The sequence below is a fragment of the Selenomonas sp. AB3002 genome (assembly GCF_000702545.1).
GTDB lineage: Bacteria > Bacillota > Negativicutes > Selenomonadales > Selenomonadaceae > Selenomonas_B > Selenomonas_B ruminantium_A.
On record NZ_JNIO01000008.1, the window covers coordinates 1,915,164 to 1,937,079 of the forward strand.

A 21,916-nucleotide genomic window follows, 5' to 3' on the forward strand; every position below is an offset into this window, starting at 1 on the left:
TTATGCACCTCGTTATTTAACCAACATCAATCCTGCCATACCAGCCAGCAGCCCTACACTCCAGAACACCAGGACCACCTTTGTCTCGGACCAGCCACCCAGCTCAAAATGATGGTGGATGGGGCTCATGCGGAAGATGCGCTTGCCGCCGGTGGCCTTGAAGTAAGTGACCTGCATGATGACGGACAGGGCCTCGCACACGAAAACCAGACCGATGATCACCAGCAGGATTTCCGTATGAGTGAGGATGCCCACCGCCGCCAGCGCGCCCCCCAGGGCCAGGGACCCAGTGTCCCCCATAAAGACCTTGGCAGGATGGGCGTTGAACCGCAGGAAAGCCAGGCAGGCCGCCACAATGGCCACGCAGAAAATCGCCAGGTCGCTGTGACCGGTGAGAGCGCAGACCACCCCATAGCAGCTGGCCGCCACCGCCATGGTGCCGGAAGCCAGTCCGTCCAGGCCGTCCGTGAGGTTCACCGCATTGGAAGTGCCCACCAGCACAAAGAGCACCAGCAGATAATAGCCAAAGCCGATATCGACATTGGCATTGAGCACCGGCAGCCAGATGGAAGTATCAATGCCCAGCTCCTTAGTACCGATATAGATGGTCACCAGAGCAATGATAATCTGCCCCAAAAGCTTCTGCTTTGCCTTAAGTCCCAGATTCCTCTTCTTCACTACTTTGATATAGTCATCCAGGAATCCCAAAGCAAAATGCCCCAAAGTGATGAACAGGGCCAAAAGTATCTCCGCAGTCCAGGGAGCCCCCGCCAAAGTGCCTATGACTATCCCCAGGATAATCATGATGCCCCCCATGGTAGGAGTGCCGCTCTTGGCCTGATGGCTCTGAGGCCCCTCCTCACGAATGCTCTGACCAAATTTCAGCTTATGCAGCCAGGGAATAAAAAACGGCCCCGTCATAAGTACAAAACCAGCAGCCACCGCCGCAGCCACAATCAGGCTATTATCCACGATTTGATGCCTCTTTCTAAAATCTAACTAAGAACCCCAAAGCCCATGGACGCGTAAATCACACGTAACCCTCCGAGCCCCCCTTCCACCACCTTCGGTGGTCCCCCTCCCCCGCAAGCGGTGGAGGTAAAGCCAACTCAAAGGGTGACTCTCGAATCCCACGAACTCCCGAACCCCAGGGCCCAAGGATGGGCCCCGTGGACGCGGAAATCACACGATGTGATTTCAGTCCACGTTTTCTTTTGGTTCGTTTTCTTTGCGCCAAAGAAAATGAACAGCCGAAGCCTTACTTCAATAAATCGATAATTTTCTCCATCTGCATACCCCGGGAGCCCTTAAAGAGCACCGTATCTCCCGGCTGGAGAATTTCTTTAAGCTTCGCCGCAGCCTCCTCATGAGACTCGCAGCAATAAGCCTCCGCAATCCCGGAACCCTTTGCCCCTTCAGCAATCAAAGCCCCAAGTTTCCCGCGGGTGACCACAGCCGCAAACTTATGCTCACCCAGCTCCCGTCCTACCTGACGATGGGCTTCTTCTTCAACGCTGCCAAGTTCCAGCATATCCCCCATCACCGCAATCTTGCGGCCATCCTTCACCAGCTCGGACAGAGTCTCAATAGCCGCCTTCATGGACATAGGGCTGGCATTGTAGGCATCGTTCACCACATGCCACGGTCCAACCTCCTGGCACTCAAAGCGCATTTTGGTGGCTTCCAGATTCAGCAGGCCCTCACGGATTTCCTCAGCCTTCATGCCCAGAGCGAACCCGACAGAGATTGCCGCCAGGGCATTCTCTACATTGTGCCTGCCCACCATGGGCAGGACATACTCATGGCGCTCCTTGGCGTATTCCACCATAAAGAGGGTCTTGCTTCCTTCAGTGCGTACGGCCTCAGCCTTCACCTCAGCAGGATTCTCAACGCCAAAGGTAATGACCCTGACACCCTCTTTGGCCTTGTCGCGCATACCTGCCACATAGGGATTATCTGCATTCAGAATCACCGTGCCGCCAGCAGGAATAGCTTCCACCAGCTCTGCCTTAGCCCTGGCAATATTCTCAAGAGAGCCCAGCAGTTCCATATGGGTCTCACCCACATTGGTGACGATACCCACCTGGGGCGCCGCCACAGGGGCCAGAGCCTCAATCTGATGCAGGCCCCGCATGCCGATTTCCACCACAGCTGCCGTATGATGTTCTTCTATTCCCAGCAGAGTCAAAGGCAGGCCAATCTCGTTGTTGAAGTTGGCCTGGGTCTTCTGCACCGGGCCGCGGGCGGACAGCACTGCCGCCGTCAGATCCTTGGTGGTAGTCTTGCCATTGGAACCAGTGATGGCCACTACAGGCAGGTCAAATCTCATGCGGTGCAGATGGGCCAGCTGCTGATAAGCAGCCAGAGTATCCTCCACCTGCAGGACAGTGCCCTGCTCCTTTTGCGCTGCCTCAAGATTCTCCCTGGTGCAGCCGCTGCCCACGATAACGCCAGCCGCCCCCTGCTTCAGAGCCTCGGCGGCGAAATCCTCGCCGTTGAAGCGCTCCCCCTTCAGGGCCACAAAGAGCACCTTCTCCGCAATCTTGCGGGTATCCGTCACTACATCGGCAAAAGCCCTGGCCGCCTCGCAAACAACCTTAGCACCAGTAGCTTTCAGCACTTCCTCAAGAGTAAATGCAGGCATCAATGCTCCCCCTTACGCAAACTTGGCAGCCACGGCAGCCCGGGCCACTTCCTTATCATCAAAGTGAATGGTCTTGTCCTTCAGTATCTGATAGTCCTCATGGCCCTTGCCCAGGATGACCACGATATCGTCCTTCTGAGCCAGCTCCACCGCCCGGAAGATGGCCTCCCTGCGGTCGATGATCTTCTCATGGTGCTTGGAGCCGATTTTCTCCAGCACCCCCTCCTCTACCTGGGACAGGATGAATTCCGGATCCTCAGTGCGGGGGTTGTCAGAGGTGGCAATCACCACATCGGAAAGCTCTGCTGCCAGGCGGCCCATAATTGGGCGCTTGGTGCGGTCGCGGTCGCCGCCGCAGCCAAAGACAGAGATGATTTTTGCCTTGGCAATCTGGCGGGCAGTCTTCAGCACATTTTCCACCCCGTCAGGAGTATGGGCATAGTCCACGATAATGGAGAAGTCCTGGCTTTCATTGCCAGTGCGCACCAGCTCGAAGCGGCCAGACACAGCCGTAAAGGACTCCAGCACCTTCTGAATGATGGCAGGCTCGATATTCTCTGCAATGGCAGCACCAACAGCGCTCATGACGTTGTAGACGTTGAAACGACCTGCCAGATGCAGGCGCAGAGGCATCATGCAGAATTTCTCGTTGCAGAATTTCTCATTCTCCAGCATGACATGGGTGCCGGAAGCCTCCACCTCCACATCAAGAGCCCTGAGGTCTGCCTCACGGTCAATGGCATAGGTGATGTGGGGGCACTTGGCGTGCTCCAGCATAGTGGCGCCGGCCTCGTCGTCGATATTCACCACGGCGCACTTGCGCTCCTTCACACCGGGAGCACTGACAAGATCGAACAGCCTGGCTTTCGCCAGCTTGTAGTTTTCCAAAGTCTTGTGGTAGTCCAGATGGTCCTGGGTGAGATTGGTGAATACCACCGTGTCGAACTCAATACCCGCCACCCGGTTCTGGTCCAGAGCATGGGAGGAAACCTCCATTACCACATAGTCCATGCCCTTGTCACGCATGATGGCCAGCGTGTGTTGCAGCTCCACCACATCGGGAGTGGTATTGTGAATGGGGAAGACTTCGTCTTCCATCATGATCTGGATGGTGCCGATAAGCCCCACCTTGTAGCCTGCAGCCCGCAGAATGGCGCGGGTCAGATAGCTGGTAGTGGTCTTGCCATTGGTGCCCGTGATGCCGATGACGCGCAGATTGCGGGCCGGGTAATCATGGAAGAAGGGCACGATGGTATCCAGTGCTTCCTGCAGGTCCGGCACCACCAGCACTGCCCCGCCAAAAGGAGGATCGATGTCCTCACGGGTGGTGAGGATGGCCTTGGCTCCTGCCTTTTCTGCCTGGGGAATGAAATCATGGCCGTCCACATGGGCACCAGGAATGCACACGAACATAGTCCCATGCTCTACTTTGCGGGAATCATGCTCGATGCCGGTTACTTTCGTCTCTTTATCGCCTTTGATGACGGCCCCCTTGACAAGGGCAGCCAGTTCTTTCACAAGTTTCATATATGTCCTCCTTCGGCTAGGGCCTTAAGCCGTAAAATATTTTAACGCTATAGCGCATATTTTACAATGAAAAATCCGCAAAAGAAAAGAAGCTGACCTGGCCAGCTTCTTTTTCTCAACTGACGGCCGAGAATCCACTCTGCGATTCCATCAGTTAATTCTCATGTGCAAAGTAGATTTTCTTGGGAACAGTCATTCCCAGCTCGCCCTCAGCAATATCCTTGATGCGCTGCGGTGCTTTCAACTTGGCGTTCTCAATGCGCAGCCGTTCATTCTCCTGCTCCAGCTGCTCTGCCTGGTTCTGGGTTGCCACCAAAGCATATCCCCGGCTGGCTGAAACACCGCTGCCCACCGTCACCAAGAGTGCCATCACCGCTGCCACCAGAAAGAGTATCTGGCAATGGGAGCGGGTGGCCGTATCCACCACGGTCTTGAAAAGCGGCTCTTTGGAGCGCACCTTCAAGGTCTTGATTTCGTCCTCACGCGAAAGAGGAACCTGCTCTTCATAGAACTCCTCTTCATACTCATAGTATTTTCTCTGAGCTGACATCCTGTATTTCCCCCCTTGCATTGATTCCCCTGAAAATCCCTTTCGATTCATTACCCCAATTTCACGGCTATGCGCAATTTTGCGCTCTTTGAACGGGAATTATCCCTCAGTTCCTCTTTTGTGGCCTGCCTGGGCTTTCCCAAGAGCTTGATCTCCGGCTTATGGTTGCAAGTGCAAACCGGCAGCTCAGGCGGGCAGATACACCCTCTTGCCAATTCCTTCAAAGTCTGCTTGGCTATCCTGTCCTCAAGTGAATGGAAAGTGATGATAGCCAGATGACCTCCGGGCTTCAGGAATTTCACCGCTGTCTTGAAGGCGTTCTCCAAAATCCCCAGCTCGTCATTGACCTCGATGCGGATGGCCTGAAAAATCCTCTTGGCAGGATGTCCTGTGGCTGCCCGGCGCACGGCTTTGGGCACCGCCTTGCAAATGACCTCCACCAGTTCACCAGTGGTTTTGATAGGAGCAGTTTCCCGCTCTTTCACGATAAATTCTGCAATGCGCTTGCCCCAGCGCTCCTCCCCGTAATCGTGGAAAATCCGTGCCAGTTCCTCCTGGCTGTAAGTATTCACCACTTCATAGGCGGAAAGGCTGGCCTCCGGGTCCATGCGCATATCCAGCGGCGCATCCTGCATGTAGGAAAAGCCCCGCTCGGCAGTATCAATCTGATGGGAAGAAACCCCCAGGTCGAAAACAACACCATCAACCTGCTCAATGCCCAAATCATGCAGAACCTTTTCCAGATGGCGGAAATTGCTATGCACGATATCCACTCTGCAGGAAGCATCAGCAAGGCGCTCAGAAGCCGCTTTGATAGCCGCCTCATCCTGATCAAGCCCAATCAACCGTCCCTCAGGAGCCAGCAATTCAGTAATGCGATGAGAATGCCCCCCACCGCCCAGAGTACAATCCACATAAGTTCCAGCCGGATCGGTAACAACCCCCTGCACCGTCTCTTCCAGCATAACACTAACGTGATGAAACTCCATACTCCAAAACTCCCCGAAACACTAGAACTCCCGAATCCCACGAACCCCAGGGCCCATGGATGGGCCCCGTGGACGCGGAAATCACACGATGTGATTTCAGTCCACGTAAACATGCCACCGGCATGTTTACTCTTTTGGTTCGTTTTCTTTGCGCCAAAGAAAATGAACAGACTAAACTTGACTATAGAATACCTAATTCTGAAAGTGACGCCGCAATGGAAGTCACATCAGGCTCAACCTCGCCTGTGTATTCATTCCACTGATTCTTGCTCCAAACCTCTATGCGGTTATCCGCCCCTGTGAGAATCACATCCTCCTTCAGGGCAATCCCCGCATAATTGCGCAAGTTGGCAGGCACCAGGAAGCGCCCTTGCTTGTCACACTCCATAGTACGTGCTCCTGCAAAGAAGAACCTCACTATGGCCCGGGCCTCAGCCTTGGCCAGCGGCAGGGCGCGAAGCTTCGCCGCCATCTCTTCCCAGGCCTGCTGGCCGTAAAGGAAAAGGCATTTATCCAGCCCCTTGGTGATGATGAAGGAAACACCCAATTCCTGGCGGAAATCAGCCGGCAGGATGATGCGCCCTTTGGCATCAATGGCATGGCGGTACTCCCCCATGAACATCCTGCCTCACCACCTTAGAACCACAAACCTCCACTTTGCCCCACTTTACCTATTCAATTTATATCAAAAATCTCCTGCTTTGGCAAGCAAAAAGCCCCTTTCAGCTTGATTTCAGCACAAAAAGACAGGTTCCAGCAAAAAAAGCCCAAGAACCCGTCTAAAACTATGCAATTCGTGTCATCAACTCTTTGTCCAGCCAAACTTCTCAAAGATAGGCGTATATCTTATGCGCTCCAAAAAATCTCTATTGGTATGCGCCGTATGGAACACCGGCACCCTTTCCAGCGCGTAGATATTGCTGGCCTCGTCCACATTCCCATACTTGATGGTAAAAGCCGCCTTGTACCCTGCTTCCTTTACCATTTCCGCAATGTGCAGGTTATAAGTCCCCGTGGGATAGGCCATATACTCCACCGGATGCCCCAGTTCCTCCTCCGCCTTTCTCTTGGAATCTGCCAGCTCTGAGCGCAGCTCCTCATCAGACAAATCCGTCATAGAACGGTGGGTAGCAGTATGGGACTGGATAGAAATGCCATGCTGCTCCATTTCCCGGGCCTGCTCCCAGGTGAAATACTGAGGCTGCTTGCCCAGGAAGCTGGTGACTGCAAAAATAGTTGCCTTGAAGCCGTACTTCTTCAACAAGGGAAAGGCCGTGGTGTAGTTGTCCTTGTACCCGTCATCGAAAGTAATCAGCACAGGATTCTCCGGCAGGGGCTTCGTCCCCGCCAGCCCCTCATAGAGCTCATCGGGAGAAATGCTGTGGTAGCCGTGGTCAGAAAGATACTTGAGCTGGCTCTCGAAGTCCTCAGGCTTTACCGCCAGAGAGTGATGCTTGTTGTCTATTTTATGGTAGTTAAGCACCAGCACCTTCACACCATCGACAGCTGCCTCAGCAGCAGGCACAACTTCCGCCTCCTGCACTGGCACAGTTTCCTGAGCCTCACTCTCTTTGCCATTGCCCAAAAACAGCCATGCCCCCACGCCCATGATGAGCATCATCAGCAGCAAGAAATACTTGCCACCGGAGCCCTGCTTTACCTGCCGTTCCCGCATTTCTTTCCTCCACACGCATGAAATCACGATAGAAGATATTGTATCTCTATTTTATGGAAAAAACCAGCCCTGACTGAAAAAATATGCTCTGCCAGGGACTTTTTTACCTATTGCAAAACTCGACTATAGGCTGTATAATTTCCTCATTGGTTGAGTCCAACTGATAATAATTGATGTTAATGGCTATATTTCAGGAGGTAAGAAAATGGCTATCACTAAAGATATGAGCATTCTGGAAGTTGTACAGAAGTACCCCGACACCGTTGACGTCTTCGTGAACTCCGGCATGGGCTGCCTGGGCTGCGCTGCCGCCCGCTTCGAGAACATCGAGCAGGGCTGCATGGCTCACGGCATTGACGTTGATGCTCTGGTTGAGGGTCTGAACAACGCCATCGGCGCAGAGGCATAAGCTGATATTAAGGGCAGGGAATCACTGATGTGGTTCCTTGCTTTTTTCTATTGGAGGAAAATTCGATGGCAGAAGAAGAAAAAGATTCCCTTGTCACCATGCCCCACGGCAGGGAAGAGCTTATCAAGATGGAAATCGTGGGCATGATTCACGGCGGCGAGAGCCCCTATGACGTCATCTCCCATGTGGCCAAGTGGCTGGAGAAGGAATCGGGGGAGAACGGCTACGCCCAGTATGTGGACGAGCAGATACGCTCCGTCTACGGCTTTGCCCTGCAGCATGTAAAGCCCATGGAAGATGAACTCAGAGACGTGAAGGCGCGGCTCCTGCGCATACAGGAAGCCTTCAACAGCCCGGACTTCACGGAAGAAGAACACATCCGCATCGGCTTCGCCGTGGACAGGCACAAGAAGAACATCAAAAGACTGGAAGAAATGATTATCCGCGCCAAAGCCGACCACAAAGAACTGATAATGGAGAAATAACGTAAGTGAGGGGCAGGGGCATGGCATAAGCGGAACGTGTGGAATTTTACCATAAATCTTAGAGAGCACAAGTGCAATTCTGCGAAGCAGAAGTGCACGCAGTGGGAGCTTAGATTCTATGGTAAAATTCCAAGTGAAGCGTTGCCATGCCCCTGCCCCTCACGCCTTAGCACTGCAAAAAACGGGCTGAAACAAATGCTTTCGCATCTGTCCCAGCCCGTTTTTCTCTTAGTCCAGTACGTAAACCGTCACATCGCGGCGGCCAAACTCCATGGCTTCGCCGTAACTTTCCATGCAAAGGTCTATGCGCTCGCCGTAGATGGCGCCGCCGGTGTCACCGGCGATAGCCTCACCGTAGCCAGGGATATAAAGGCGGGTTCCCAGAGGAATCACATCCGTATCCACAGCCACCACACCCCGGCGGGCAACCATGCCCGATGCCGTGATGCCGCTTCCGCCACCATCCGTAGGAAGGTAGGCAGTAGCTTCCATATTGTACACAGCGCTGTAACGCTGCATGCCTCGTGAGGTCTGAACTTGTTCTTCACGTTCCCTGCGAAGTGCCTCGAGTTTAGCGGCACTGTCGCTTACTGCTATGTCGAGATTGGCTCGAATTTTCGTATCCAGCCCTGGATTGGCCTCCACCATCTCCAGATTGTAGCCCGACTCGATAAGGGCGTCCCCAACTGTCTGCTTGCTAGTCAGAACTTCCTTTTTTTGTCCCTGATAAGTGATAGTCACCGGGACAGCACGATAAACATTGATTTCGGTTCTTGCTTCGTCGATCTTGTGCATTACGTATTCGTCTTTGGCGCTAAGTTTCACGCCGGCCTTAGCTAATAAAAGCTGCGGGCTTGTGCGGTTGGTGTCAAAGGTGATGGTCTTGCCATCGGCATTCACCGTCACCTGATGCAGGTTTTCAGGCAGGCTGACATGGGTAAAGCCCGTGTTCAGCATCATCATGGCTACCAGCATAGAGCACACGATGATTTTCTTGATTTCGGTAAGTCTTTGATTTCCCTTTAAACTCATTCAATTCCCCCTTGAAAAAAAGAGGAACTGTGAAGAACATATAAGAGTTTACCATGACAGATTTAGACCTGTCAAATCTGTCAGGTCTTATTCTCCCACTTTAACCTGAAAAAAGGCTGGAAAATGGGAAAAGCAAAGTGGTGGAGGCACTTTTCGTGAAATCCTCCACCACTTTTGCTATTTTATGATTTCAGGCCGTATAACTCACAGGCGTTGGCTGTGGTCTGATAAGCTACGTCTTCCACAGAAATCCCCCTTAATCCTGCGATTTTCTCCGCCACATAAGTGACAAATGCAGGCTCATTCTGCTTGCCCCGCATGGGGACGGGAGCCAGATATGGCGCATCTGTTTCTAGCAGCAAGCGCTCCAGGGGCACAGCCTGGACGATTTCGGGGAGCTTGGCGGCGTTCTTGTAGGTCAGGGGGCCGTCTACCCCCAGGAACCAATCCATTTTCAGCACTTCCCTGGCCATTTCCAGGCTACCCGAAAAGCAGTGGAGCACCCCCCTGAGGCCCCTGCCCTCCTTCTTGAGGATGGCCATGGTGTCGCCGTGGGCATCACGGTCATGGATGCAGACGGGCAGGTGCAGCTGGCGGGCCAAATCAAGCTGGCGGATGAAGATTTCCTGCTGCAGCAGGCGCTTGTCCTGATCTTTTTCCCAGTAGTAATCAAGGCCAATCTCGCCAATGGCGATAACCCGCTCCTCCTCTGTCCAGGCCGCCAGCCGGTCATCATCTGCAGAGGTCATGGGAAAGGCTTCCTCCGGGTGGATGCCCACCCCGGCAAAGACTCCCTCGAACTCCCGGGACAGCTCCACAGCCCGCTCCGAAGAGGCCATGGTGTCACCGAAGTTGATAAGACGGGTGACACCTGCCGCCTGTGCTCGGTCTAGCACTTCTTTTTCCTGTCCAAAGAACTTTTTATCATTTAGATGGGTGTGGGTATCTACTAATTCCATACTAGCCTCCGTAACGTAAGCGAAGGGCAGGGGCAGGTCAAAAGCGTAGCTTTTGTTGATTTGCGTTAAGAAAATATTTTTTGCCATCAAGCACTCTTATGCGCGAAGAATACGTCCAAACGAAGTGCGTTGTTCTGAGCGCGTATGCTTAATTACAGGCAAAAAATATTTTTAGCAAAGCAACACTACGAAGCGTTGACCTGCCCCTGCCCGAAGCGACCTATTTAGTTAGCCATTCTTGGCGTTGAGCTTCCTCTGCTCCTCGCGCTTCTTCTGCTTAGCCAGCTTGTTGGCTTTGGCCTGGGCAGCTTTGGCGGCCTTGTCGTCGGCCCCTTCCTTCTCCACTTCGATGCGGGGGAAGAGCTGCTCTGCCTCTCCCAGCTGATGGCCGGCAGGAATGCCGCCCCAGTTCTCCACATCCGTCAGCTGCACTTCAGCGAAGGGCTTCAGGCCCTCAAGGTTCAACTGGTTCCAGATCTTCGGAGCCGTGAAGGGCATATAAGGAGAAATGAGCACAGCGATGGTGCGCAGGGACTCGGAAAGATTGTAAAGCACATTGGCCAGTTCCTGCTTCTTGGTCTCGTCCTTGGCCAGGGCCCAGGGAGCCGTCTCGTCAATGTACTTGTTGGAACGGCTGACGAAAGCCCAAGCCTTCTTGAGCGCTGCGGAAAGCTCCATCTTGTCCATATTCTCACGGTAGAACTTCACCGTCTCAGCCGCGTCAGCCTTCAGGGACTTGTCAATGTCGGACTCGCCCACAGGAGCCGTCAGCACGCCCCCCTGGAACTTCTTGGCCATGGACAGGGTGCGGTGCAAGAGGTTGCCCAGGTCATTGGCCAGATCGGAATTGATGCGCTCAATGAGGGCATCGCGAGAGAAATTGCCATCCTGGCCCAGGTTGATTTCCCTCAACAGGAAGTAGCGGATGGTGTCAGCGCCAAACTCGTCAATCAGGGCGATGGGGTCCACCACATTGCCCTTGGACTTGCTCATCTTGTCACCGTCCACAATGAGCCAGCCGTGGCCGTAAACCTTCTTGGGCAGCGGCAGGTCAAGGGCCATCAGGATGCAGGGCCAGATAATGGTGTGGAAACGCACGATTTCCTTGCCCACCAGATGCAGGTCCGCAGGCCAGAACTTCTTGAACATCTCCTCATTGTCCAGGAAGCCAATGGGGGTCAGGTAGTTAGACAGGGCATCGAACCACACGTAGATGACATGCTTCTTGTCCCCGTCATCCATGGGCACAGGCACGCCCCAATCAAAGGAGGTGCGGGAAATGCACAGGTCCTCAAGGCCCTGCTTGATGAAGTTGATCATCTCGTTGCGACGGGACTCAGGTTGCAGGAACTCTGGATGGTTCTCAATATGGGCCAGGATCCTGTCAGCATAGTTGCTCATCTTGAAGAAGTAGGCTTCCTCAGTGACCTCCTGCACAGGACGGTGGCAGTCAGGGCAGCAGCCATTCTCGTCCAGCTGATGCTCCGTCCAATAGCTCTCGCAGGGGGTGCAGTAAAGGCCCTTGTACTCGCCCTTGTAGATGTCGCCCTTGGCATAGATGCGGCGGAAGATTTCCTGCACCACCTTCTCATGGCGCTTCTCAGTGGTGCGGATGAAGTCGTCGTTGGAAATGCCCAGCTTCTCCCAAAGGAACTGGAACCCAGCCACAATCTTGTCCACATAAGCCTGAGGCGTAACCCCTGCCTCCTCAGCCTTCTGCTGGATTTTCTGGCCATGCTCGTCAGAGCCCGTCAGGAAGAAGACATCATGCCCCGTCAGCCGCTTGTAGCGGGCAATGGTATCAGCCAGCGTAGTGCAGTAAGCATGACCAATATGCAGCTTGGCGCTGGGATAGTAAATCGGGGTGGTAATATAGAATGGTTTCTTTTCAGCAGTCATTTTAAAGCAAATCCTCCTACCAATGCGAATGAAACATTTTCAGATAGAAAATATTATTACACATTATAAACAGTTATTCAAGCATTGCCTGATAAACGTCACGCCTTGAAAGCCCTAATCTCTTAGCCGTTTCCCGCATGGCTTCCTTCTTGGCCATGCCTTCTTCCATCAGCTTATGGCAAAGTTCAGCCGGGGAGAGGGCTTCTTCCTGCTCTTCGGCAGCAGCTTCTTCCCCAGCCCCTTCCACAATGATAACGTACTCGCCTCTCGGTTCATTTTCTTCGTAATATGCCATCAATTCAGCGATGGTGCCCCTGCGGAATTCCTCGAATTTCTTGGTGAGCTCACGGCCCAGGACGGCCCTGCGCTGCCCGCCCAGGACCTTGCCCATGACTTTCAGCGTACCCTTCAGATGGTGGGGCGCCTCGTAGAAAATCAAGGTTTCCTTATGGCTCCTTGCTCCTTCCAATACCTCCTGCTGCTTCTTGGCGGTTTTGGGCAGGAAGCCTATGAAGGTGAAGGCAGTTGTATCCAGGCCTGAACAGATAAGTGCAGAAAGCCCTGCATTTGCTCCCGGCAGAGGGGAAACTGTGATGCCTGCTTCGATGGCTAACTGCGCCAGATGGCTGCCCGGGTCGCAGATGCCCGGCAGGCCCGCATCGCTGACACAGATGAGGTCATGGCCTTCCAGCATGTAATCGATCAGTTCCGGTCCCTTCTCGAACTTGTTGTGCTCATGGTAGCTGGTAAGTTTCGTGTGAATGTCGAAGTGGGTCAGCAGCTGCCTGGTATGCCTTGTATCCTCAGCGGCGATGAGTTCCACTTCCCCCAGCATACGCACTGCCCTGTAGGTCATGTCCTCAAGATTGCCGATAGGGGTGGCACAGAGATACAGGGTGCCTTTCGTTGCTTCTTCCATAATATTTCTCCCATGAAAAAGCCTGACCTATCAGGCCAGGCCGTAAATCTTCTTGATTTCTTCCGTATATCCCCCGTCCGCCTCATGGACAATCAGCGGCGGCAGGACTTTCAGGCCGCCGGGGGCCGCCCCCACTACTGCTTCCAGGAGCATCATATTGGGAGCCTTGCCCTCCTTGGGCTGCACCATCTGCAGGCGCTTCACTTCCATCTGGGCCTCATGGAGGGCCACGATGATTTCACCCAGCCGCTCCGGCAGATGCACAATGGCGAAATGGCCGCCGAAGCGCAAAGCCCAGCGGGCCGCCCGCACCACATCTTTCAAAGTGGCCGTCACCTCATGGCGGGCCCTGGCCACCCCGGAGAGCTTGGATAGCTGCCCCTCCCCTACGGGACGATAGGGAGGATTGGCCAGCACCAGGTCAAATGACTCAGGGCGGTACAGATCCTCAATGGAGCGGTAATCCCCCTGCTGCACATTGACTTTCTCTGTGAGCTGGTTCAGCACCATATTCCGCTGGGCCAGCTCTGCCATGACAGGGCTTATCTCCACCGCCTCCACTTTGGCGGCGCAGTCAGCTATCAGCAGGGGAATGACCCCCGTGCCGGTGCCCAGCTCCAACACCCGGTCTTTCTTATGTACTTTGGGAAAGTGGGCCAAAAGTACCGCATCCAGAGAAAAGCAGAATTCCTCCGTGTTCTGGATGATCTTCCGCCCCCGGAACATCAAATCGTCAAGGCGCTCATGCTCCCGCAGTTCCACAGTGCTCACTCGCCACGCTCCTGATTCCTGTCCTCACGGCCCCTGCGGTCACTTTTGTCATTCCTGTCACGTCTGGGGCGGCGGTTGCGGTTCCGGCTGCTTCTTTCGCTATGCTCACGGCGCCCGCTTCCCTCATTATCCCGATTGCGACGCTCTCCCCGGCTGGCATTGCGGTTATCCCTGCCACCCTCGGGGCGCTTGCGCCGTTCCCTGGGCTTATTGTCATGGGGCTTCCTGTCCTTGTTCCTGCGCTCACGGCTCCTGCCGTGACCGCCCTGCCCGCCTTCTTCCTCTTCGCCTCCCAGAGACTCATTCCTGGCAGAACGCTCTGTAATAGCTGCAATAAGGCTGGCATCGGCCTCGTCCTCATCGTCCTCCGGCAGAGGGCGTCTGAAAACACGGGAAGGAGCGGTGTTCTCCGCCTCATCCTCGTCCTTGTTCACAATGTCTTCCCAGGAGACCACAATGGTGCGGCTGTTATCCAAAAGCACAGTAGCGGTGCGCTTCTGCTGATTGACAGAGATCACCTTGCCCTCGCCCTCAGCAGAAATCACCCGGCTGCCCTGCTCCGGCTCCTGCACAGCGCGGCTCTTGTGACAGCCGCCGCAGACGCCGCTTTCATAGCAGTCATTCTCATACTTCAGGCAGCACATAAGGCGGCCGCAGATGCCGGAAATCTTGGTGGGGTTGAGGGAAAGATTCTGTTCCTTGGCCATGCGGATGGACACAGGCTCGAAATCCCCCAGGAAAGAAGCACAGCAAAGAGGCCTGCCGCAGCAGCCGATGCCCCCCATGAGCTTGGCCTCATCCCTCACGCCAATCTGCCGCAGCTCGATGCGGGTGCGGAAGACAGAGGCCAGGTCCTTCACCAGGTCGCGGAAGTCGATGCGTCCGTCTGCGGTGAAGTAAAAGATGATTTTCGACAGGTCGAAGGTGTACTCCACCTCCACCAGCTTCATGGGCAGGCCGTGCTCGGCAATCTTGGCCTCGCAGATGCCAAAAGCCTCCTGCTGGCTTTTCTTGTTGTCCTCAATGCGCTGATGGTCCTGAGGGGTAGCGATGCGCAGCACCACCTTCAAGGGTGCCTTGATCTCGCTGTCCTCCACCTCCCGGGGGCCTACCACAGCCTTGCCGCACTCCACTCCCCGGGAAGTCTCCACCACTACATCATCCCCCTGAGCAATGGTGAGATTGCCCGGAGAGAAGTAAAATATCTTGCCCGCCTTCTTGAAGCGGACACCTATAATCGTCTGCAAAATAATCCTCCTGTATCTATAGCAATCCGTCTGCTCATCAATCACAGCCACGTAAGTGAGGGACATGGGCATGGCATAAGCGGAACGTGTGGAATTTTACCATAAATCTTAGCGAGCACAAGCTTCGCTCTGCGAAGCAGAGCAAAGCGCAGTGGGAGCTTAGATTCTATGGTAAAATTCCAAGTGCAGCGTTGCCATGCCCATGTCCCGAACGCCTTGCCAACGCATCCCCTATCTCTCACTTACATTTGCATAACATCCCTGAGACGGATGAAAAAACCTTCCAGCTGCAGGCGCAAATTCACATTTGCCCCCAGTCGCTTCTGCATTTCCCTCACGCAGCCCAAAAGAGCGAAGACCTTTCGCTCCGGGAATGAGGGCAGCAAAGCTGCCAGCCGCTCCCGGCAGTCTTCCTGATAAATCAGGGAACTTCCGCCGTCCTCATAGAGCACCAGCATATCCCTGAGGCACATATTGAAGTAGAGCATCCACTCAGAGAGCTCCTCCCTGCTCCAGTTCCCCATGGACTCTGCTTCGCGCCATACAGCAGTCATCTTCAGCCCCGGCAGCCCCTCCAGGAACTTCAGGGCGCAGTCCCGGCGCTCAAGGCCTCCGCTTGCATAAAGCTGCAAGGCCCGGCCCAGACTGCCGTCAGACAGGGCAGCCAGCTCTGCCGCCTGAGGCCCTGCCGCCCCCTGTCTGACGAGAGCAGAGACAATATCTTCTTTGGAAAGCACGCCAAAGGCCAGCGGCATGCAGCGGGAAATAATGGTGTCCAGCAAAGCACTTCTGGCAGAAGTCACCAGTATGAAGGTAACTTCCCCCGGGGGCTCCTCCAAAGTCTTCAGCAGGCTGTTGGCGGCAGGCTCATTCATCAAGTCCACTTCGTCAAGCAGCAGCACCCGCCTGTCGGACATGACAGGATAGCGTGCAGCCAATTCTGTCAGTTCCCGGATGGCTTCGATGCGGATGATCTTCGTGCCCTTGCCCCGCACCTCCGGCGTAAGCTCATAATAATCAGGATGGGAGGCCGACTCCATGGCCAGGCAGGAAGGGCACAGTCCGCAGGGAGCACCTTCCACCGGCTGCTGGCAAAGCACCGCTGCCGCCAGCACCCGCCCCAGCAGCTTCTTGCCCACACCCTCGGGGCCTGTCAAAAGCAGGGCATGAGGAAGCCGTCCCTGGGCCAGCAGGCGGCGCAGTTCTTCCTTCTGTCGCCCGTGTCCCAGGACCTCCTCCCAGCGGATATGAAAATGCTGTGGCGCTGCTATTTCCTCTGCCAAAACCTGCTCCTATATCACATATACAAATCCACCAGCAGACCCCTGATGGCATCATGGCTTTCAATGATGGAAAGCTGGGTGGCCTGGCCCAGGCGTATCTGCTCGGCCATTTCCTCCAGCTTCTTGTCGATTTTCCGCACGGTGGTATAGACCTTGCGGCGGCCCATCCTGTCCCAGCCCGACTGGCTCTTGAGCTCGTACATATTGTTGACGGCCTCGCCCACAAAGCGCTGGATCAGGCTCCTATAGGAACGCAGTTCCTCATAAGTGGGAGTGCGGGAAAGCCTGGCCCCCTGATCGTCAATCTGCCGCATGAGCTTGTCCAGCTGCTCTGCAGACAACGCCTCTTCCTGGTCCAAAAGTTCCGAGCTAAAATCCCAGTCCGCCTCCCTGGTGCGCTCGTCATTCATGCGCAAAACGGAAACCGACGGCCCGGAGGTGGACATACCATCTATCTTAATGGGCATAATCTCTCACCTGCTTCCTGGAATCTAACCACTGTACACAATAACTCTATTCTATTATAACGCCGTTGTTCCAGTTTTGCCATAGGCAAAACTTCCACTTGGCGTTTCAACGAGGCGGGAGATATTATCTCACCGTATGTTATGATATTCGCCACCACCACCTATGGAGGTAGAGGACATCTTCTTCCGAGTTATAACGCAATTACACTGGTTATGCCATAAAAACAAAACCGCCGGATTCATCCAGCGGCCAACTTTCTTTCAATAATGATGTCCATGACGGGCATGCCTGTCATAGTCATGGCGGATCTCCTCCATGGCCCGGTCATGCCGTTCCTGCTCCTCCTTCATGCGGCGCTTGTAACGCTTCTCGTCACCATCCTTGCGATACTCATGGCGGATGGCACGGACAGCGCTGTCATGGCGCTGCTGTTCTTCCTTTACGCGATGGCTGTAAGCGTTAGAGCTGCCATCTTCATAGCGCTCATGTGCATAGGTCACATTATCCATTGCAGGCACAAAAACGCCTGCCGCACCAATGGCAAAAACGCCTGCTAAAGCCAGACTTGCAATTTTTTTCACGCTGGATTTCATTCTCTTTCCTCCTCAAATCCTTGTTTTTCTTACAGCTGCCAGTATACAGTCAAAAGATTAGAAATCCCTGTGAGCACAACGATTATTTTATTTTTTCAACTCAGCCAATTCCTTCTTCAATTCCGGCGACCACTCCACCACGCAGTTCTTCCCCCTGCTCTTGGCAGCATAAAGGGCCTGGTCTGCCCGCTGATAAAGGTCATCAATAGGCACCACTCCGGTGGCATCATAGGCAATGCCTATGCTTGAATTCACCCTGCCAGTCTGCAGGGAAAGAGATTTTTCCTTCAGCAAATGCTGGAACCTGCTGATGCCCTGGCGTACCTGTTCCCGGGTGTAATCCCCGCAGAACAGAGCCAGGAACTCGTCCCCGCCGAAGCGGGCCACAAAGCCCTGCTTGAAGGCCTGCTCCAAAGTCCTGGAAAAAGCCAGCAGCACTTCATCCCCCACCTGATGGCCAAAGCGGTCATTGAAGAGCTTGAAATTGTCTATATCAAACTCCACCAGATGCTTGGGCTCGTCAAAATGGTCTTCCACATAGTCGTAGAAATAGCGGCGGTTGGGCAAGTCCGTCAGCGGGTCATGGCGGGTGAGGGCGATGATTTTCTTCTGGTACTCCCTCTCCCGGGTCACATCCATGGCCACCCCCACGGTGCCCATGATGGTGCCATCTTCGTCAAACAATGGACATTTGAAGGTGCGAAGCCGCCGCATACCGTTGCGCTTGGAAAGGACATGTTCGTTGAAGCACATGGCCCGGCCTGCCTTCATCACTGCCTCTTCCGTCTCGTTGCAGACAAATTCGCCCTTTTCATACTGGTCTTTGGTCAGTCCCCAGATATAGTAGTGCCCCCGACCCCGGATATCATTCTTCTCCCTGCCCACGGCCTCACAGAAAGCATCATTTACCTCCAGATGCGCCCCCACCTTGTCCTTGTACCAGATAAGGTCAGGAGAAGTGTTGATGGTGGTCTGCCAGTAAGTCCTGCAGAGCCAGGCCTCCTTGATGTCTTTGAGCTTTTGCGCAAAGCGGTCAAAGTAATGGGCCGCTATGGTTTCCGTCAAAGGAGCAGGCCAGATTTCGTCCAGCAGTTCCAGTTCCTCTTTGGCTATGTTCTGGGGGTGGGAGGTCACCAGTATGCAGCGGGCCTTTTCCCCTGCACTTTGGCAGACCAGAGGCAGGCTCAGTCTCTCCATGGCTTCTTCTGTAAATATCACCACATCAAAAGCACCGCTCTGCAAGGGGCATTCGGAAAACCGGCTGGCCAGGGCAAAACCATGGCTGAATCGCTCCCGGGCAGGTATCTGCTGAATGGCTTCAGCTGCCTCAGGCGACAGCCCCGCCAACATGATTCGCAGGTTTACTTCATACACTGGTTGCTCACCTCTTCACCAATATATTTATTCGAGCTTGATATACTATACCTAATCTTTGCTTATTTCTATTCAACACAAGAAAAACCCTCCCTACTATGCCATAATTTTAGCATATAGAGAGGGTCCTTTCCAACCTGATGCCAACCAAGTGAGGGGCACAGGCATAGCATAAGCGAAACGTGTGGAAATTTACCATAAATCTTAGCGAGCACAAACCGCCGCAGGCGGTGCAGTGGGAGCTTAGATTCTATGGTAAATTTCCAAGTGAAGCGTTGCTATGCCTGTGCCCCGAACGCCTTAGCAATTCACTGCAGATTCATAGGCTCGATGCCTTCGCGGGTCATAAAGCCGGAGAGTTTCTTCACCCCTGCCATGACCTCATAATAGTTCTCCGGGGTCAGAGACTGGGGGCCATCAGACAGAGCCTTGGCAGGATTCGGATGCACTTCCATCATGAGGCCGTCAGCTCCTGCCGCAATCGAGGCAAAGGCCATGGGCTTCACCATGCGCCACTTGCCTGTGCCGTGGCTGGGGTCAACGATGATGGGCAGATGGGAAAGATGCTTCACTGCAGCCACAGCGCTGAGGTCAAGGGTATTCCTGGTATAAGTCTCATAAGTGCGGATGCCGCGCTCACAGAGCACCACGTTGGGGTTGCCCTCGTTCATGATGTACTCGGCGGCATTGAGCCACTCTTCAAGGGTAGCCGCCAGGCCGCGCTTCAGCAGCACCGGCTTGTCGCACTTGCCCACAGCCTTCAGCAGGCCGAAGTTCTGCATATTGCGGGCCCCCACCTGCAGCACATCTGCATAATGAGCCACCCTTTCCACAGCTTCTACCACTGTGACCTCGGTAACCACCTTGAGGCCGGTGCGCTCCCGGGCCTCAGCCAGATACTCCAGCCCCTTTTCCTCCAGCCCTTGGAAGGAATAGGGGGAAGTGCGGGGCTTGTAGGCGCCCCCCCGCAGGAACTGGGCACCGCCCTTTTTCACTATTTCCGCAGCCTCAAAAAGCTGCTCCTTGGACTCCACGGCACAGGGTCCTGCCATGACCACAGGCACTTCCCCGCCGATTTCCACGTCTCCTACCATCACGCTGCTGGACTTGGGGTGGAACTCACGGCTGGCCAGCTTGTAGCTCTTGGAAATGGACACGCTGGTCTCCACCCCAGGCAGTGCATCCACAGGCACAGAGGCCAGCCGGCTCTTATCGCCGATAACGCCCACGATTTTCTGCTGGGCCCCCTCCATCACTTTGGCCTCAAGGCCTGCTCCTTCGATGGCTTCAATGACGCCTTTGATATGCTCGGCGGTTGCCTCCGGATTCATGATAATGACCATTTATTTATTTCCCCCTCATTTATTTCTCTATTACTTGTTTGCTGCTGAAAACACCGGAAAGGGCCCCAGCTTCTTCAGCCAGATGCTCTTTTTTTCTACCTCATACAGAGATTCCAGCAGGGCTGCCGGACTGCAGGTATCCACTTCCAGATCGAAGAAGAAGATATATGCTCCCAGCACTGTGCGGGCAGGACGGGACTCAATGCGAGTCATGTTGACCCCCCGACGGGCAAATTCTCCCAATACCTCGTAAAGGGCACCTGATTTGGAACCATCTATCTGGCAGATAACCAGCATCTTTTGCTCCACATCTTCAGGTACTGTCATCTTTTCACTTGCTTCCCCCTGCTTCTCCACCAGGAAAAAGCGGGTGCAGTTGGCCATATTGTCCTGTATCTCCCGAGCCAAAGGCGTGAGGCCGTAAAGCTGCCCTGCCCGGGCAGGGCAGATAGCAGCCCAGCCCAGGAAAGCCGGCTCCTCTCCCACCAGCTCTGCGGCTCTGGCGGTGCTGGTGGTCTTGATGATTTCCGCCTGGGGATAGTGCTGCCGCAGGAAATTGCGGCACTGGGAAATAGGCTGGGGATGGGAATAGATGCGGCTGACCTCTTCCGGCTTGCATTTTGCCATCAGCTGGTTGTGCACCGGCCAGATAAGCTCCCTGGTCACCGTAAGGGAAGAACTTCCCGCCAGAGTGTCCAAAGTGATGCTGATGACTCCCTCCAGGGAATTTTCCACCGGCACCAGGGCCATATCCACCTCGCCATCTTCCACCGCCTGCAGGCAGTCAAAGATGTCAGGCTCCATAACCAGTTCCACATCCTGCATCTGTTCCGACAGATAGAAGCCCGCCGCCTCGCTGTGGGTTCCCCGGGGGCCTAAAACGCCCATAGTTGCCAAGCTATCCCCTCCTTGCAGGCAATAGAATAAGCCTGCTGATAAAGTACATTTATCTTAACACAGGCTTTCATATTTAACAAGAATTATTTAGATTTTATTTCAAAAAGTATTTGCAGGGCGTACAACTGCAAATCAATCCACCTGAAAATTAGCCAGTTCCGGACAAAGATCGGCAATGGAGGTTTCCAGCTCTGACTTGGGACTCAGCACATCTATGACGGGCTTCATTACCCGCTGGAATTCTTCATCATCCTGCATAAGGGTGAGAATGGCACTGGTGTTGATGGCATCATCTAAAGCCGTATGAGCCGTACCTTCAAAGTCCTTGTTCATGGCTCCCAAAGCGTGCTTCAGTGCCAGGCTGTTGTGCAGGCCGATGCGGTCATCAAAGGCCTTCTGCAAATCCACCCAGCGGCTGTCCAGCCAATTCGTGTCGAAATCCTCCAGCTTCAGGCGGCATTCCTTCCTGAGCTGCTTGATATCAGACATGCTCCAGGAATAGATTTTTGTGTCCCCTTCTCCAATCCAATCCACAAAGGACTTGAAAGCCTCGCCAAAGTGGGCACTGCCGGCCACCATTTCCTGAGTGATGCCCGTGAGCTCAGTGATGTGTTTTCTGATGGAGCCGTACTCCGGCGCCACATAGCAGCGGAACTTGTCCTCCTGCTGATAGTTCTCATCCAGCCGCACGGCCCCAATCTCGATGATCTCCCCGCTGAGCCGCTTCCTGATTTCCTTGTATTCCCTGTCCACGGGATTCATTTCCAAATCCACTACCACATGCTTCATTGTGTTACCCCTTCTGTTTCGTTCATTTATCTGCTACATATATTTTACTTGATTGGAGAGAAT

The 21,916-nt window shown here is 54.3% G+C and carries 22 protein-coding genes; 2 read left to right on the forward strand and 20 right to left on the reverse strand.

The features are described from left to right. Positions 1-12: 12 nt before the first annotated feature. From mraY to P159_RS0117160, 7 genes are all read right to left on the reverse strand, one after another. Positions 13-921 (reverse strand): phospho-N-acetylmuramoyl-pentapeptide-transferase, encoded by a 909-nt coding sequence (gene mraY, locus P159_RS0117130; RefSeq protein ID WP_080706084.1) that lies wholly within the window; start codon positions 919-921, stop codon positions 13-15. A 337-nt stretch (positions 922-1,258) separates the two neighbouring features. Beyond that, on the reverse strand, positions 1,259-2,644 hold the full coding sequence (gene murF / locus P159_RS20830) for a UDP-N-acetylmuramoyl-tripeptide--D-alanyl-D-alanine ligase (protein ID WP_029546074.1): 1,386 nt from the start codon (positions 2,642-2,644) through the stop codon (positions 1,259-1,261). A 12-nt stretch (positions 2,645-2,656) separates the two neighbouring features. Continuing rightward, positions 2,657-4,171 (reverse strand): UDP-N-acetylmuramoyl-L-alanyl-D-glutamate--2,6-diaminopimelate ligase, encoded by a 1,515-nt coding sequence (locus P159_RS20835; protein ID WP_029546075.1) that lies wholly within the window; start codon positions 4,169-4,171, stop codon positions 2,657-2,659. 154 nt (positions 4,172-4,325) lie between these two features. Then, positions 4,326-4,721 (reverse strand): cell division protein FtsL, encoded by a 396-nt coding sequence (locus P159_RS0117145; RefSeq protein ID WP_029546076.1) that lies wholly within the window; start codon positions 4,719-4,721, stop codon positions 4,326-4,328. Between the two features lie 50 nt (positions 4,722-4,771). Then, positions 4,772-5,710, reverse strand: a complete 939-nt coding sequence (gene rsmH / locus P159_RS0117150; protein ID WP_029546078.1) for a 16S rRNA (cytosine(1402)-N(4))-methyltransferase RsmH — start codon at positions 5,708-5,710, stop codon at positions 4,772-4,774. Between the two features lie 181 nt (positions 5,711-5,891). Beyond that, complete coding sequence (gene mraZ, locus P159_RS0117155) at positions 5,892-6,332, reverse strand: division/cell wall cluster transcriptional repressor MraZ (protein ID WP_029546079.1); 441 nt, start codon at positions 6,330-6,332, stop codon at positions 5,892-5,894. A 180-nt stretch (positions 6,333-6,512) separates the two neighbouring features. Next, positions 6,513-7,385: a polysaccharide deacetylase family protein gene (locus P159_RS0117160; protein ID WP_029546080.1), complete on the reverse strand. Its 873-nt coding sequence runs from the start codon at positions 7,383-7,385 to the stop codon at positions 6,513-6,515. 205 nt (positions 7,386-7,590) lie between these two features. Here P159_RS0117160 and P159_RS0117165 point away from each other — a divergent pair, with 205 nt between their 5' ends. Together P159_RS0117165 and P159_RS0117170 are read left to right on the forward strand one after the other, a co-directional pair. Further along, complete coding sequence (locus tag P159_RS0117165; protein WP_029546081.1) at positions 7,591-7,794, forward strand: DUF1858 domain-containing protein; 204 nt, start codon at positions 7,591-7,593, stop codon at positions 7,792-7,794. A 65-nt stretch (positions 7,795-7,859) separates the two neighbouring features. Then, positions 7,860-8,279, forward strand: a complete 420-nt coding sequence (locus P159_RS0117170; RefSeq protein ID WP_029546082.1) for a hypothetical protein — start codon at positions 7,860-7,862, stop codon at positions 8,277-8,279. Positions 8,280-8,507: 228 nt separating this feature from the next. On the opposite strand, the gene P159_RS0117175 is transcribed toward P159_RS0117170, so the two are convergent. The 13 genes from P159_RS0117175 to P159_RS0117235 form a co-directional block, all read right to left on the reverse strand. Then, positions 8,508-9,311, reverse strand: coding sequence for a 3D domain-containing protein (locus tag P159_RS0117175; RefSeq protein ID WP_029546083.1), 804 nt, complete (start codon positions 9,309-9,311; stop codon positions 8,508-8,510). A gap of 182 nt (positions 9,312-9,493) precedes the next feature. Continuing rightward, a complete protein-coding gene (locus tag P159_RS0117180; protein ID WP_029546084.1) occupies positions 9,494-10,270 on the reverse strand; it encodes a TatD family hydrolase in 777 nt (258 codons plus the stop codon). Positions 10,271-10,498: 228 nt separating this feature from the next. Further along, positions 10,499-12,169: a methionine--tRNA ligase gene (gene metG / locus P159_RS0117185; RefSeq protein ID WP_029546085.1), complete on the reverse strand. Its 1,671-nt coding sequence runs from the start codon at positions 12,167-12,169 to the stop codon at positions 10,499-10,501. Between the two features lie 73 nt (positions 12,170-12,242). Further along, positions 12,243-13,088, reverse strand: coding sequence for a 16S rRNA (cytidine(1402)-2'-O)-methyltransferase (rsmI, locus tag P159_RS0117190; protein WP_029546086.1), 846 nt, complete (start codon positions 13,086-13,088; stop codon positions 12,243-12,245). Positions 13,089-13,118: 30 nt separating this feature from the next. Further along, positions 13,119-13,859 (reverse strand): tRNA1(Val) (adenine(37)-N6)-methyltransferase, encoded by a 741-nt coding sequence (locus P159_RS0117195; protein WP_029546087.1) that lies wholly within the window; start codon positions 13,857-13,859, stop codon positions 13,119-13,121. Then, positions 13,856-15,106: a stage 0 sporulation family protein gene (ricT, locus tag P159_RS0117200; protein WP_029546088.1), complete on the reverse strand. Its 1,251-nt coding sequence runs from the start codon at positions 15,104-15,106 to the stop codon at positions 13,856-13,858. The genes P159_RS0117195 and ricT overlap by 4 nt, the downstream gene beginning before the upstream one ends. A gap of 242 nt (positions 15,107-15,348) precedes the next feature. After that, positions 15,349-16,389, reverse strand: coding sequence for a DNA polymerase III subunit delta' (holB, locus tag P159_RS0117205; RefSeq protein WP_037377085.1), 1,041 nt, complete (start codon positions 16,387-16,389; stop codon positions 15,349-15,351). Positions 16,390-16,403: 14 nt separating this feature from the next. Beyond that, a complete protein-coding gene (locus P159_RS0117210; RefSeq protein WP_029546091.1) occupies positions 16,404-16,856 on the reverse strand; it encodes a YaaR family protein in 453 nt (150 codons plus the stop codon). 261 nt (positions 16,857-17,117) lie between these two features. Further along, positions 17,118-17,450, reverse strand: coding sequence for a hypothetical protein (locus P159_RS0117215; RefSeq protein WP_029546092.1), 333 nt, complete (start codon positions 17,448-17,450; stop codon positions 17,118-17,120). Positions 17,451-17,537: 87 nt separating this feature from the next. Next, entirely contained in the window at positions 17,538-18,824 is a 1,287-nt protein-coding gene (locus P159_RS0117220) for a sensor domain-containing diguanylate cyclase (RefSeq protein ID WP_185753780.1), read from the reverse strand. A gap of 308 nt (positions 18,825-19,132) precedes the next feature. Next, positions 19,133-20,167 (reverse strand): 3-deoxy-7-phosphoheptulonate synthase, encoded by a 1,035-nt coding sequence (gene aroF, locus P159_RS0117225; protein WP_029546094.1) that lies wholly within the window; start codon positions 20,165-20,167, stop codon positions 19,133-19,135. A gap of 30 nt (positions 20,168-20,197) precedes the next feature. After that, entirely contained in the window at positions 20,198-21,055 is an 858-nt protein-coding gene (gene pheA, locus P159_RS0117230; protein WP_029546095.1) for a prephenate dehydratase, read from the reverse strand. 141 nt (positions 21,056-21,196) lie between these two features. Beyond that, positions 21,197-21,853 carry a 3'-5' exonuclease gene (locus P159_RS0117235; RefSeq protein WP_029546096.1) on the reverse strand — a complete coding sequence of 219 codons (657 nt, stop codon included), beginning with the start codon at positions 21,851-21,853 and terminating at the stop codon, positions 21,197-21,199. Positions 21,854-21,916 lie beyond the last annotated feature (63 nt).

Coding starts and splice junctions, on each gene's coding strand:
- rsmI (WP_029546086.1), bottom strand. CDS start 13,088: ATGGAAGAAGCAACGAAAGGCACCCTGTATCTCTGTGCCACCCCTATC.
- P159_RS0117165 (WP_029546081.1), top strand. CDS start 7,591: ATGGCTATCACTAAAGATATGAGCATTCTGGAAGTTGTACAGAAGTAC.
- P159_RS0117210 (WP_029546091.1), bottom strand. CDS start 16,856: ATGCCCATTAAGATAGATGGTATGTCCACCTCCGGGCCGTCGGTTTCC.
- P159_RS0117215 (WP_029546092.1), bottom strand. CDS start 17,450: ATGAAATCCAGCGTGAAAAAAATTGCAAGTCTGGCTTTAGCAGGCGTT.
- P159_RS0117175 (WP_029546083.1), bottom strand. CDS start 9,311: ATGAGTTTAAAGGGAAATCAAAGACTTACCGAAATCAAGAAAATCATC.
- P159_RS20835 (WP_029546075.1), bottom strand. CDS start 4,171: ATGAAACTTGTGAAAGAACTGGCTGCCCTTGTCAAGGGGGCCGTCATC.
- murF (WP_029546074.1), bottom strand. CDS start 2,644: ATGCCTGCATTTACTCTTGAGGAAGTGCTGAAAGCTACTGGTGCTAAG.
- P159_RS0117235 (WP_029546096.1), bottom strand. CDS start 21,853: ATGAAGCATGTGGTAGTGGATTTGGAAATGAATCCCGTGGACAGGGAA.
- rsmH (WP_029546078.1), bottom strand. CDS start 5,710: ATGGAGTTTCATCACGTTAGTGTTATGCTGGAAGAGACGGTGCAGGGG.
- metG (WP_029546085.1), bottom strand. CDS start 12,169: ATGACTGCTGAAAAGAAACCATTCTATATTACCACCCCGATTTACTAT.
- P159_RS0117180 (WP_029546084.1), bottom strand. CDS start 10,270: ATGGAATTAGTAGATACCCACACCCATCTAAATGATAAAAAGTTCTTT.
- P159_RS0117170 (WP_029546082.1), top strand. CDS start 7,860: ATGGCAGAAGAAGAAAAAGATTCCCTTGTCACCATGCCCCACGGCAGG.
- P159_RS0117160 (WP_029546080.1), bottom strand. CDS start 7,385: ATGCGGGAACGGCAGGTAAAGCAGGGCTCCGGTGGCAAGTATTTCTTG.
- aroF (WP_029546094.1), bottom strand. CDS start 20,167: ATGGTCATTATCATGAATCCGGAGGCAACCGCCGAGCATATCAAAGGC.
- mraZ (WP_029546079.1), bottom strand. CDS start 6,332: ATGTTCATGGGGGAGTACCGCCATGCCATTGATGCCAAAGGGCGCATC.
- pheA (WP_029546095.1), bottom strand. CDS start 21,055: ATGGGCGTTTTAGGCCCCCGGGGAACCCACAGCGAGGCGGCGGGCTTC.
- mraY (WP_080706084.1), bottom strand. CDS start 921: ATGACGGGGCCGTTTTTTATTCCCTGGCTGCATAAGCTGAAATTTGGT.
- P159_RS0117145 (WP_029546076.1), bottom strand. CDS start 4,721: ATGTCAGCTCAGAGAAAATACTATGAGTATGAAGAGGAGTTCTATGAA.